Annotated in this window: 13 protein-coding genes; 2 read left to right on the plus strand and 11 right to left on the minus strand. The window is 71.7% G+C overall.

Features of this window, described 5'->3' with window-relative positions; genetic code table 11:
- The first annotated feature begins 22 nt into the window (after positions 1-22).
- A complete protein-coding gene (locus SKC42_RS13775; protein WP_330964859.1) occupies positions 23-703 on the plus strand; it encodes a B-4DMT family transporter in 681 nt (226 codons plus the stop codon).
- Here SKC42_RS13775 and aroQ read toward each other — a convergent pair.
- From aroQ to SKC42_RS13825, 10 genes are all read right to left on the minus strand, one after another.
- Positions 700-1128, minus strand: a complete 429-nt coding sequence (gene aroQ / locus SKC42_RS13780) for a type II 3-dehydroquinate dehydratase (protein WP_330964860.1) — start codon at positions 1126-1128, stop codon at positions 700-702. The two genes, SKC42_RS13775 and aroQ, sit on opposite strands and share 4 nt — an antisense overlap.
- Complete coding sequence (gene aroB, locus SKC42_RS13785; protein WP_330964861.1) at positions 1125-2213, minus strand: 3-dehydroquinate synthase; 1089 nt, start codon at positions 2211-2213, stop codon at positions 1125-1127. The genes aroQ and aroB overlap by 4 nt, the downstream gene beginning before the upstream one ends.
- Positions 2210-2734, minus strand: coding sequence for a shikimate kinase (locus SKC42_RS13790; RefSeq protein WP_330964862.1), 525 nt, complete (start codon positions 2732-2734; stop codon positions 2210-2212). Before SKC42_RS13790 ends, aroB begins: the two co-directional genes overlap by 4 nt.
- Positions 2734-3939, minus strand: coding sequence for a chorismate synthase (gene aroC / locus SKC42_RS13795; RefSeq protein ID WP_330964863.1), 1206 nt, complete (start codon positions 3937-3939; stop codon positions 2734-2736). Before aroC ends, SKC42_RS13790 begins: the two co-directional genes overlap by 1 nt.
- 66 nt (positions 3940-4005) lie before the next feature.
- A complete protein-coding gene (locus SKC42_RS13800; RefSeq protein WP_330965002.1) occupies positions 4006-4434 on the minus strand; it encodes an A24 family peptidase in 429 nt (142 codons plus the stop codon).
- A 20-nt stretch (positions 4435-4454) separates the two neighbouring features.
- Positions 4455-5273 (minus strand): shikimate dehydrogenase, encoded by an 819-nt coding sequence (locus tag SKC42_RS13805; protein ID WP_330964864.1) that lies wholly within the window; start codon positions 5271-5273, stop codon positions 4455-4457.
- On the minus strand, positions 5251-6489 hold the full coding sequence (locus SKC42_RS13810) for an endolytic transglycosylase MltG (RefSeq protein WP_330964865.1): 1239 nt from the start codon (positions 6487-6489) through the stop codon (positions 5251-5253). The genes SKC42_RS13805 and SKC42_RS13810 overlap by 23 nt, the downstream gene beginning before the upstream one ends.
- The gene (ruvX, locus tag SKC42_RS13815; RefSeq protein ID WP_330964866.1) at positions 6482-7003 is read right to left on the minus strand and encodes a Holliday junction resolvase RuvX; all 522 of its coding nucleotides are present in this window, start codon (positions 7001-7003) and stop codon (positions 6482-6484) included. The genes SKC42_RS13810 and ruvX overlap by 8 nt, the downstream gene beginning before the upstream one ends.
- The gene (gene alaS / locus SKC42_RS13820) at positions 7004-9703 is read right to left on the minus strand and encodes an alanine--tRNA ligase (RefSeq protein ID WP_330964867.1); all 2700 of its coding nucleotides are present in this window, start codon (positions 9701-9703) and stop codon (positions 7004-7006) included.
- Positions 9704-9810: 107 nt separating this feature from the next.
- A complete protein-coding gene (locus SKC42_RS13825) occupies positions 9811-10200 on the minus strand; it encodes a secondary thiamine-phosphate synthase enzyme YjbQ (RefSeq protein WP_330965003.1) in 390 nt (129 codons plus the stop codon).
- 177 nt (positions 10201-10377) lie between these two features.
- Here SKC42_RS13825 and SKC42_RS13830 point away from each other — a divergent pair, with 177 nt between their 5' ends.
- Positions 10378-11001, plus strand: coding sequence for a hypothetical protein (locus SKC42_RS13830; protein ID WP_330964868.1), 624 nt, complete (start codon positions 10378-10380; stop codon positions 10999-11001).
- Here the strand turns inward: SKC42_RS13830 and SKC42_RS13835 are convergent.
- On the minus strand, positions 10998-12371 hold the full coding sequence (locus SKC42_RS13835; RefSeq protein ID WP_330964869.1) for a replication-associated recombination protein A: 1374 nt from the start codon (positions 12369-12371) through the stop codon (positions 10998-11000). The two genes, SKC42_RS13830 and SKC42_RS13835, sit on opposite strands and share 4 nt — an antisense overlap.
- Positions 12372-12456 lie beyond the last annotated feature (85 nt).

Here is a 12456-nt window from a genome sequence, read left to right on the forward strand (position 1 = left end):
TACTCGCTACGCTCTTTAGCTCATGAGGAGCTGGATGCTGCGCGGATTGGTGTATGCCGCGGCGATGACCGTCGTCCGTTTGATCCAGGGGACGCTGATCAACGCCTGGCAAACGCAGGCCGGACTGATCAGCGTGGTGCTGCTGGTGTTGTTCGTCATCGGGGTGGTGGTGTGGGGCGTGATCGACGGCCGCGCCGATGCCCGCGCCAACCCGGACCCGGACCGCCGCGACGACCTGGCGATGACGTGGCTGCTGGCCGGCCTGGTGGCCGGCGTGCTGTCCGGCGCGGTCTGCTGGCTCATCGCCCTGGTCTACAAGGGCCTGTACACCGGTGGCCTGATCAACGAGATCACGACGTTCGCGGCGTTCACCGCGCTCATCGTCTTCCTGCCCGGCATCATCGGCGTGACCGTCGGCCGCTGGCGGGTCGACCGCAACCCCGACGCGCACCGGCCCGCCGGAGCCGAGGACGAGCGCGCCGACACCGACGTGTTCTCCGCCGTCCGCGGCGACGACGCACCCACCGGGGAGATCCCCACGGGGGCGGCCACCGCCCAGCACGAGCAGCAGACGTCGGCGGTGGCGACGGCGGAACGCGAGGCGCCCACCGAGACGCTGTCCACGACGGACGACGCGAAAACCGAGGTGATCCGCACGGATGCCGAGTCCGGGGAGACGCAGCCGGAACCGAAGCGGGACTAGCCGCCGCCGGCCAGGTAGCGCAGCGCCAGCAGATAGCCCTGGATTCCCAGCCCCACGATCACGCCGGTGGCCACCGGGCTCAGGTAAGAGTGGCGCCGAAACTCCTCGCGCGCATGCACGTTGGAGATGTGGACCTCGATCAGGGGCGCGCTGAGTTCGGCGCACGCGTCGCGGAGCGCCACCGACGTGTGGGTGAGACCCCCGGCGTTGAGGATCACCGGCTCCCGCGTGTCGGCGGCCTGGTGGATCCACGCCAGCAGCTGGGCCTCGCTGTCGCTCTGCCGAACCACCGCCTTCAGGCCCAGGTCCGCGGCCTCGCGCTCGATGAGAGCGGCCAGCTCCTCGTGCGTGGTATCGCCGTACACCTCGGGCTGGCGGCGGCCCAGCCGGCCCAGGTTGGGGCCGTTGAGAACCTGCACGGTCACGAGGCGGCCACCTCCGTGTACGCCGCGGCGAGCAGCGACGGGTCCGGTCCGTTCAGGCGGCCGGGCTTGGCCAGGCCGTCAAGCACCACGAACCGCAGCACGCCGGCCCGGGCCTTCTTGTCCCCGGCCATGTACTCCAGCAACTGCGGGAACGCGCCGGCGTCGTAGCTGACCGGCAGGCCGATCGCGGACAGCACGGTGCGGTGACGAGCGGCGATCGCGTCGTCGAGACGGCCGGCCAGCCTGGCCAGCTCCGCGGCGAACACCAGGCCCACCGACACGGCGGCGCCGTGCCGCCACTCGTAGCGCTCACGGCGCTCGATGGCGTGCCCCAGCGTGTGGCCGTAGTTCAGGATCTCGCGGAGCTCGGACTCCTTCTCGTCCGCGGCGACGACCTCGGCCTTGACCGCGATCGAGCGCCGGACCAGCTCCGGCAGCACGTCACCGGCCGGGTCCAACGCGGCCTGCGGGTCGGCCTCGATGAGGTCGAGAATCACCGGGTCGGCGATGAATCCGGCCTTGACCACCTCCGCCATCCCGGACACCAGCTCGTTGCGCGGCAGGGTCTGCAGCGTGGCCAGGTCGACGAGGACGGCGAGCGGCTGATGGAACGCGCCCACCAGGTTCTTGCCCGCGTCGGTGTTGATGCCGGTCTTGCCGCCGACCGCCGCATCCACCATGCCGAGCAGCGTGGTGGGCACGTGCACGATCGACACGCCCCGCAGCCAGGTGGCGGCCGCGAAACCGGCGACGTCGGTGGCCGCGCCGCCGCCCAGGCTGACCAGGGCGTCCTTGCGGCCGATGCCGATGCGGCCCAGCACCTCCCAGAGGTAGCCCAGCACCGGCAGATCCTTGCCCGCCTCGGCGTCGGGGATCTCGATGCGGTGGGCGTCGACACCGTTGGCGGCCAGGTGGGCCCGGATCGACTCGGCCGTCTCGGCGAGCACCGGTTGATGCACGATCGCGACACGGTGCCGGCCGGCGAGGAGCTCTTGCAGCTCGGCCAGCAGGCCCGTGCCGATGATCACGGGGTACGGCGGGTCGACGGCCACCGTCACGGTGACCGGGTCCCGCTTGTCGGTCATGTCGCCGCCCCGGCGGGTTCTTGCAGCTGCAACACGATGTGTCGGACCACCGCACCCGGGTTTCGCCGGTTGGTGTCGACCCGGAGGGTAGCCACCTGCTGGTACAGGGGCGCCCGCTGCGTCATCAGGGCGCGATACTTCTCGGCGCGGTCCGGCCCGGCCAACAGGGGCCGCACGGCGCCGCCGCCGGTGCGCCGCACCCCCTCGGTGGCGCCGATCTCCAGGTAGATGACCATGTGGCCGGCAAGCGCGTCGCGCACCCCCGGGGTGGTTACGGCGCCGCCGCCCAGCGACAGCACACCGTCGTGGTGGGCCAGCGCGTCGCGGACCACCTCCTCCTCGAGGCGACGGAACTCCGGCTCGCCGTCGGTGGCGAAGATGTCGGCGATGGTGCGGCCGGCCCGCTCCTCGACCGCGGCGTCGGTGTCGAGCATGCTGACGCCCAGCGCCTTGGCCAGCCGCTTGCCGATCGTGGACTTGCCCGAGCCGGGCAGGCCGACCAGCACCGCCCTCGGCGCCATCACGCGGTCCCCCGCGCCGCCGGCGAGTCCCGCTCGGCGACCGCCCGACGGTACGACTCGACGTTGCGGCGGGTCTCGGCGAGCGAGTCGCCGCCGAACTTCTCCAGCACCGCGCGGGCCAGCACCAGCGCCACCATGGCCTCCACGACCACCCCGGCCGCCGGCACCGCGCAGACATCCGAGCGCTGGTGGATGGCGACCGCCTCGTCTCCGGTGGCCATGTCCACGGTGGCCAGCGCCCGCGGCACCGTGGAGATTGGCTTCATCGCGGCGCGCACCCGCAGCGGCTGTCCGTTGGTCATCCCGCCCTCTAGGCCGCCGGCGCGGTTGGTCGAGCGCACGACGCCGTCGGGGCCGGGATACATCTCGTCGTGGGCGAGGCTGCCCCGGCGGCGCGCCGTCTCGAAGCCGTCGCCGATCTCGACGCCTTTGATGGCCTGGATGCCCATGACGGCGGCGGCGAGCTGGCTGTCGAGCCGGGTGTCGCCGCTGGTAAACGAGCCCAGGCCCACCGGCAGCCCCGTGACCACGACCTCGACCACACCTCCCAGGGTGTCGCCGTCCTTCTTGGCGGCCTCGATCTCGGCGATCATCGCGTCCTCGGCCGCCTTGTCGAACGCCCGCACCGGGCTGGCGTCGATCGCGGGCAGGTCGGCCGGCCCCGGCGGCGGGCCGTCGTACGGCGTCGACGGGCCGATGGAGACGACGTGCGAGAGCACCTCCACGCCGAGCGCCTGCCGAAGGAACGACCGCGCGATGGCCCCCGCCGCGACGCGGGCGGCGGTTTCCCGGGCGCTGGCGCGCTCCAGCACGGGGCGTGCGTCGTCGAACCCGTACTTGAGCATGCCGGCGTAGTCCGCGTGGCCGGGCCGCGGACGGGTGAGCGGGGCGTTGCGGGCGGAGTCTTCGAGCTCCTTGGCGTCGACCGGGTCGGCGGCCATCACGGTTTCCCATTTGGGCCATTCGGTGTTGCCGATCTCGACGGCGATGGGGCCGCCGAGGGTGACCCCGTGGCGCACCCCGGAGAGCACGGTCACAGCGTCGCGCTCGAACTTCATCCGCGCGCCGCGGCCGTACCCGAGCCGGCGGCGGGCCAGCTGGTCGGAGACTTCGGTGGACGTGACTTCGACACCGGCGACCATGCCCTCGAGCAGCGCAATCAGCGCGCGGCCATGCGATTCCCCGGCGGTAATCCAGCGCAACACCCGATCATCATCCCACGCATGCCCGCATCGACTTAAATCCGCGCAGCCCGCGGCGAGACCGACCAGTCAGATGACGGCCAGGCCCACCGCGGTCGCGGTCGCCAGGCACATCGAAGGACCATGCGGCACGACACGCACGCCGCCCGCCAGGGCGGCCAGACCGGTCAGCAGGGGCGCGGCCAGGGCCGCGAGGAGCCAGACCTCGACGCCGCACCAGCCGGCCAGCGCGCCACAGCCGATCGCGAGCTTGACGTCGCCGGCCCCCATCGCGGCCGGGGCGACAAGGTGGACGAGCAGATAGATCCCGGTCAGCGCCGCCGCCCCGGCCAGCGCCGGCAGCCCACGCCCGGCCGCCGCGGCGGTCAGCAGGATCACAGCCGCGCCGGGCAGCGTCAGCGCATTCGGCAGCCGCCGGTGCCGGATGTCGCAGACGCTAAGGGCTGTCATCCACAACACCACCATCCACAGCGAAACGACCATCCACAGCGAAACCATGGCGGCCATGACGCCGCACCCTAGCCCAGGGCGGCCGCCATGGCCTCCCGCGGCGCGGGGAGCCCTGTGAATTGCTCCACCTGTGCGAAAGCCTGGTGCAGCAGCATCTGCACGCCGCTGATCACCCGGCCGCCGGCCTCCGACACCGCGGCGGCCAGCGGCGTGGGCCACGGGTCATAGATCGCGTCCAGCAGGACTGGGATGGGGGCGAACGTCCCGGCATACCCCGCGGCCACCTCGGCCGGGATCGTGCTGACCAGCAGCTCCGCGGCCGCCACCGCGTCGGCGAGCCGGCCGCCGTCCAGAGCACAGAACTGGGTCTGGATTCCCAGGCGCGCGCCCAAGTCCACCAGTCGCGAGGCCTTGCCCGCGTCGCGGGCGACGACGGTGATCGCGGTGACGCCGAGCGCGGCAAGCCCGACAACCGCCGCGGGCGCGGTGCCGCCCGAACCGCAGACCATTGCGTGCCCCGACGCGGCCCCGAGCGCCCCCGTGATCCCGTCGATGTCGGTGTTGTCGGCCCGCCATCCCGTCGCGGTGCGGACCAGGGTGTTGGCCGACCCGACCAGCACGGCCCGTTCGCTGCGCTCGCCGGCGAACCGAAGCGCGGCGAACTTGCCCGGCATGGTCACCGACACGCCGACCCATTCGGGGCCGAACCCACCGACCACGGCGGGCAGCTCCTCGGCGCCGCAATCGATCCGCTCGTAGGTCCAGTCGCGCAGGCCCAGCGCGCGGTAGGCGGCGCGGTGCAGCTGCGGCGACTTGGAATGGGCGATCGGCCTTCCGAGAACGCCGGCCTTTCTGGGGGCCGTTCTAGCGCGCGGAGTCGAGAACACCGTTGCGCTTAGCCAGCTCGATGTTGGCCAGGTGCTGCTGATAGTCCTTCGTGAACAGCGTCGTCCCCTGGGCGTCGATGGTGACGAAGTACAGCCAGTCCCCCGGTTCGGGGTGCTCGGCGGCGCGCAGCGCGTCGGTGCCCGGCGAGCAGATGGCGGTGGCCGGCAGACCCTGCGAGACGTAGGTGTTCCAAGGCGTCCGCTGGGCCCGGTCGGCGTCGGTGGTGGCCACCTCGCGGCGATCCAGCGGGTAGTTCACGGTCGAGTCGAATTCCAGCGTGTGGTGCGCGTGCAGGCGGTTGTAGATCACCTGCGCCACCTTCGGGAAGTCCTGCGCATTCGACTCCCGTTCGACCAGCGACGCCACCACCAGGATGTCGTAGGGCGACAGGCCCATGGACTGTGCGGTGTCCACCAGCCCGGACTTCATGTACTCGACGGACCCCGCAGCGATCAGGCCCGCCAGGATCGCCTCGGGCGGGGCGGACGGGTCGACGTTGAACGTCCCCGGCGCGATGAGGCCCTCGATGCGGCGATGGTCCTTGCCCAGCTCGGTGACGGGCTCAAGGGCCCACGGCGGCACCGCCAACGCGGCCGGGGCGCTGTTGGTCGCCGCCGCGCGCAGGTCCTCCGCCCGCACGCACCGGTGGTCGCCGTCGAGGTCCACGCAGGTGGCCCTGGAGATCAGCGTCAGAATGCCCGGGTTGACCACGTTGGTCTTCATGTCGGTGGTGTCGTCGAGCTGCCGGCCCTCGGGGATGACGAGCCGCCCAACCCTGCTGCTCGGGTCGGCCAGCCGGGCGACCGCGGCGGCGGCGGGGATCTCGGTACGCATCCGGTAGTAGCCGGGCTGGATCGAGTCGATCTTGCTGTTGCCGTGCGCGGCGTTGACGAACGCCCGCACCGTGCGCACAACGCCCTGGTTGTGCAGGGTCTCGCCCACCATGGTGGTCGAGTCGCCGGGCTGGATCTCGATGACGATGTCCCGCTTGCCGCCCCCGCTGTAGTCGTCGCCGGAGCCGAACATGGAGTGCCAGAACTTGGTGCCGACGAACACACCCGCCACGACGACGACCACGAGGATCGCCAGCACGATCTTGCCGGCGAAGCGGCGGCGCCGCTTGCCCCGCTCGGCGCGGTTCCGGTCGACGCGGCTCAGCCTGCGCCGGGGCGGGCCGACCGCTTCCGGTTCGGCCCGGCGTGCGCTGTCAACCATCGGTGGCCCCCCGCGCCACCGCCGCGCGGCGCTGGTCGAGCCAGCTCTGCAGGATGGCCACCGCCGCCGCCTGGTCGATCACGGCCCGCTGCTCCTTGGCCCGCACGCCGGCCGCGCGCAGCGACCGCTGCGCGCTGACGGTGGTCAGCCGCTCGTCGGCCAGGCGCACCGGGACCGGGGCGATCCGTGCGGCCAGCGCCTCGGCGAGTTCGATGGCGTCGAGGGCCGATGGCCCCGTCCGGTCGGCCAGCGTGCGCGGCAACCCGACGATCACCTCCACCGCGTCCAGTTCGGCTGCCAGCTCGGCGAGCCGGCGCACGTGCTTGCCCGACCGGTCCCGGCGCACCGTCTCCACCGGGGTGGCGAGGATGCCGTCGGGGTCGCTGCAGGCCACGCCGATCCGCACGCTGCCGGCGTCGACACCCAAGCTTCTTCCACGCCGGGGCCCCTGCCCCGGCTGATCGTGTTCAGGATCGCCAGGCCGGTCGGGCAGGCGGTGCTGTACCGAAGCCACTCAGCCGACCTGCGCTATCGCGGCGATCCCCGAGCGCACCGCGTCGAGCGCCGCGTCGAGGCCGGCGGTGTTCTTTCCGGAGCCCTGCGCAAGGTCGGCCTTGCCGCCGCCGCGCCCGTCGACCGCCGCGGCCATCCGCTTGACCAGGTCGTCGGCGCGGATTCCGAGCTCCTGGGCGCCCGCGTTGGTGGCGACGGCGTAGGGCACGGTCCCGTCGTTGTCGGCGATCAGGGCGACCACCGCCGGGTCGGTGCCCAACTTGCCGCGGATGTCGCCGACCAGCGACCGCAGGTCGGCCGCCGTCGTCCCGCCGGACATCCGCTGCGCCACCAGACGCACGCTACCGATCCGCTGCGCGCCGGCCGCCGCGTTGGTCGCCGCGGCCCGCGCGCCGGCCTGCCGGGCGCGTTCGAGCTCCTTCTCCGCGGCCTTGAGCCGTTCCACCAGGCCGGCCACCCGCGCCGGCACCTCCTCGGACGGCACCTTGAGCGACGACGCCAGCCCGGCCATCAGCGCGCGTTCCTTGGCCAGGTGGCGGAACGAGTCCAGGCCCACGTAGGCCTCGACGCGGCGCACCCCGGAACCGACCGAGGACTCGCCCAGGATCGTCACCGGCCCGATCTGCGCGGAGTTGTGTACGTGGGTCCCTCCGCAGAGCTCGATCGAGAACGGGCCGCCGATCTCCACCACCCGCACCTCGTCGGGATAGGCCTCGCCGAACAGGGCCATCGCGCCCATCGCCTTGGCCTTTTCGAGCTGCTCGGTGAACGTGTGCACCTCGAAGTCGGCCTGCACCGCTTCGTTGGTCACCGCTTCGATCCGGCTGCGCTGGTCCTCGGTCAGCGCCCCCTGCCAGTTGAAGTCGAACCGCAGGTAGCCCGGCCGGTTCAGCGACCCCGCCTGGACGGCGTTGGGGCCCAGCACCTGGCGCAGCGCGGCGTGCACCATGTGGGTGCCGGAGTGCCCCTGGGTGGCACCGCGGCGCCATTCCGGATCGACCGCCGCGACGACGGTGTCGCCCTCCACGAACTCGCCGGATTCCACGTTGACCCGGTGCACCCACAGCGTTTTGGCGATCTTCTGCACGTCGGTGACGGCCGCGCGGGCGCTCTCCCCCGAGCCCGTCCCGCTGATGAAGCCGGCGTCGGCGATCTGCCCACCGGACTCCGCGTACAGCGGGGTGCGGTCCAGCACCAACTCGACGCGCTGCCCACCGTCGGTGCCGTGCGCGATCACCGGAACCCGTTTCCCGTCCACGAAGATGCCGAGAATCCTTGCCTCCGACGACAACTCGTCGAAGCCAGTGAACTCGGTGGGCCCGGCGTCGACGAGCTCGCGGTACGCGGTCAGGTCGGCGTGCGCGTGCTTGCGCGCGGCGGCGTCCGCCTTGGCGCGACGGCGCTGCTCGGCCATCAGCTCCCGAAAGCCGATCTCGTCGACCTGCAGGCCGGCCTCCGAGGCCATCTCGAGGGTGAGCTCGATCGGGAAGCCGTAGGTATCGTGCAGGGTGAAGGCGTCCGAGCCGGAGATCGCCTTGGCGCCCGACGCTTTCGTCGCGCCGGCCACCTCATCGAACAGCCGCGACCCCGAGGCCAGCGTGCGGTTGAACGCGGTCTCCTCGGCGACGGCGATGCGCCGGATCCGGTCGAAGTCGGCGACCAGCTCCGGGTACGAGGGGCCCATCGCGTCGCGCACGGTATCCATCAAGTCGCCGACGATCGGGCCCTCAATGTCCAGCAGCTTGGCCGAGCGGATCACCCGGCGCAGCAGCCGGCGCAGCACGTAGCCGCGCCCGTCGTTGCCCGGGCTGACCCCGTCGCCGATCAGGATGGTCGCGGTGCGGCTGTGGTCGGCGATAACGCGGTAGCGGACGTCATCGTCGTGGTTGCCCACGTCGTAGCGGCGCGGGGCGCGCGCGGCGACGGTGTCGATCACCGGCCGCAGCAGGTCCGTTTCGTAAACGTTGTGGACGCCCTGCAAGATGCACGCGACCCGCTCGACGCCCATCCCGGTGTCGATGTTCTTGCGCGGCAGCGGGCCCAGGATCTCGAAGTCGGTCTTGCCGGTGCCCTCGCCGCGCTCGTTCTGCATGAACACGAGGTTCCAGATCTCGATGAAGCGGTCCTCGTTGGCGATGGGGCCGCCGCCCACGCCGAATTCCTCGCCGCGGTCGTAGTAGATCTCCGACGACGGGCCGCACGGCCCGGGAATGCCCATGGACCAGTAGTTGTCCTCCATGCCGCGGCGCTGAATCCGCTCGGCGGGCAGCCCCGCGATCTCCTGCCACAGCTGCTCGGCCTCGTCGTCGTCGAAATAGACTGTGGTCCAAAGTTTTTCGGGATCGAGACCGTAGCCGCCGTCCTCGAGGGGGCTGGTGAGCAGCGCCCAGGCCAGCTCGATGGCCTCGCGCTTGAAGTAGTCGCCGAACGAGAAGTTGCCGGCCATCTGGAAGAACGTGTTGTGCCGGGTGGTGATCCCGACCTCGTCGATGTCGGGCGTGCGGATGCACTTTTGGATGCTGGTGGCACGCGGGTATGGCGGGGTGCGCGCCCCCAGGAAGAACGGCACGAACTGGACCATGCCCGCGTTGACGAACAGCAGGTTGGGGTCGTCAAGGATCACCGACGCGCTCGGCACCTCGGTGTGGCCCGCCTTCACGAAGTGATCATGGAACCTCTTCCTGATCTCGTGTGTCTGCACTCTCGTTAGCTTCTTCCTATTAGCCCGCTGTCGACCCCACCGGCCAGGGGTGCACCTTCCCAGCCTATTCGGCCGTCGGGCGGACCCCCGCTAGCCCTCCGGAAAGCTCAACCCTCCAGGAAGCTCAGCCGGACCGAACGCCGCGGGTTGTCCCGGTTGAGGTCGACCAGCACGACGCTTTGCCACGTGCCCAGCTGCGGCTCCCCACCCGTGACGGGCACCGTCACCGACGGCGCGACGATCGCCGGCAGCACGTGGTCGGCGCCGTGGCCCTCCGAGCCGTGCGAGTGCCGGTAGCGGCCGTCGCGCGGCAGCAGCCGTTCCAGCGTGTCCACCAGGTCGTCGTCCGACCCCGCGCCGGTCTCGATGATCGCCACGCCTGCCGTCGCGTGCGGCACGAACACGTTGCACAACCCATCGCCGCGCGACCAGCAGAACCCGCGCACCGCCGCCGTGAGGTCCACGATGCGGCGACGCGAGGTGTCCACGTCAAGCACGTCGGTATGCACCCGGACAAGCCTACGGCGCGGCTGCGCCGATCAGCATCAGCCAACCCAATGTGAGGGTTGCCACAGCCGGGCATTGCGGCCGGTTACGGGCAGGAGGAAGGTGATTGGTGGGCCCGGTGGCTCCGCGGGGCCCGTTCGAGGCAAGCCCCGACACAGGAGGCGATCGTGTACGCACGCTCCACCACCATCCAGGCGCAACCGTTGTCGATCGACATCGGGATCGCGCACGTCCGCGACGTCGTCACACCCGCGCTGAGGCAGATCGACGGGTTCGTGGGGTTGTCGCTGCTGGTCGACCGGCAGTCGGGCAAATGCGTCGCCACCAGCGCCTGGGACAGCGTGCAGGCGATGCGCTCCGGCGCCGAGCGGGTGGCGCCCATCCGCGACCGGGCCGCCCTGATGTTCGACGGCAGCGCGCGGGTCGAGGAGTGGGAGATCGCTTTGCTGCACCGCGACCACCACACCCGCGAGGGCGCCTGCGTGCGGGCCACCTGGCTCAAGGTGGTGCCGGACCAGCTCGGCCGCTCGTTGGATTTCTATCGGACGGCGGTGCTCCCGGAGATGGCGGCCCTCGACGGGTTCTGCAGCGCCAGCCTGCTGGTCGACCACCCCGCGTGCCGGCGGGCGGTGTCGTGCTCGACGTTCGACAGCGTGGACGCCATGGCCCGCAACCGCGACCAAGCGACCGAGCTGCGCAGCCGGCGGGTGCGCGACCTGGGCGCCGAGGTGATCGACGTGGCCGAATTCGAGCTGGCCATCGCGGACCTGCGGGTGCCCGAGCTGGTTTAGGGTCGGCGGCGGCGGATGATCGCCCGCAGCCGCTCGAGCCGCCCGGCCATGTCGCGCTCACCGCCGCGGCCGGTGGGCCGATAGTAATCGACCCCCACCAACTCGTCCGGTGGATATTGTTGCGCCACAACCCCGTCCGGGTGGTCGTGGGCGTACCGGTAGCCCTGCGCGTTGCCCAGCGCCGAGGCGCCCGAGTAGTGGCCGTCGCGCAAGTGCGGCGGCACCAGCCCGGCCTTGCCGGCCTTGATGTCCGCCATGGCGGCGCCGAGCGCGGTGGTCACGGCGTTCGACTTCGGCGCCGTCGCCAAATAGATGGTGGCGTGGGCCAGCGTGAGCTGCGCCTCGGGCATGCCGATCAGCGCCACCGTCTGCGCGGCGGCGGCCGCCACCTGCAGGGCGTTGGGGTCGGCCATGCCGATGTCCTCGCTGGCGAGGATCATCAGCCGGCGGGCGACGAACCGCGGGTCCTCCCCCGCCACGAGCATGCGCGCCAGGTAATGCACGGCGGCGTCGACGTCGGAGCCGCGCACCGACTTGATGAAGGCGCTGATGACGTCGTAGTGCTGATCGCCGTCGCGGTCGTAGCGCACGGCGGCCCGGTCCAGGGACTGCTCGACGGTCTCGACGGTTACCTCGCTGCCGGCGTCCTGGGCCCCCTCGGCGGCGACCTCGAGGGCGGTCAGCGCGCGTCGGGCGTCGCCCGCCGCCAACTGCACGAGCAGGTCGACGGCCTCGGCCCCCACCGCGACCCGGCCGCCCAGCCCCCGGGGGTCGTCGATCGCCCGCCGCACCACGGTCCGGATGTCGTCGGGCGTGAGGGGGCGCAGCTGCAGGATGACCGACCGCGACAGCAGCGGGGCGACCACCGAGAACGACGGGTTCTCGGTGGTCGCCGCCACCAGCAGCACCACCCGGTTCTCCACCGCCGACAGCAGGGCGTCCTGCTGCGTCTTGGAGAACCGGTGCACCTCGTCGATGAACAGCACCGTCTGCTCGCCGGACAGCAGCGCCCTGCGCGCCACATCGATGACGGCGCGAACCTCTTTCACGCCGGCCGACAACGCCGACAGGGCCTCAAACCGCCGGCCGGTCGCCTGCGAGATCAGCGAGGCCAGGGTCGTCTTGCCGCTTCCGGGCGGGCCGTAGAGGATGACCGACGCCACGCCCGAACCCTCGACCAGGCGGCGCAGCGGCGACCCCGCCGCCAACAGGTGGCCCTGGCCGACGACCTCGTCCAGCGACGCCGGCCGCATCCGGACCGCCAGCGGCGCACCGGCCGACACGCCAAGGCCGCCGCCGGGGCCCGCCTGCGGCTCGCCGGGCAGGTCGCCGGGCACGTCAAACAGACCGTCGGACACGGCTTCAGGCATACCACGCCAAGTCAATCCGGGCGGCGTGCCGGCATCTTTGCTAAGTTCCGTGTGCGCGTGCCCACGAAGTTGAGCAACAGCTAGG

The organism is Mycobacterium sp. 050134 (genome assembly GCF_036409085.1).
Classification (GTDB): domain Bacteria; phylum Actinomycetota; class Actinomycetes; order Mycobacteriales; family Mycobacteriaceae; genus Mycobacterium.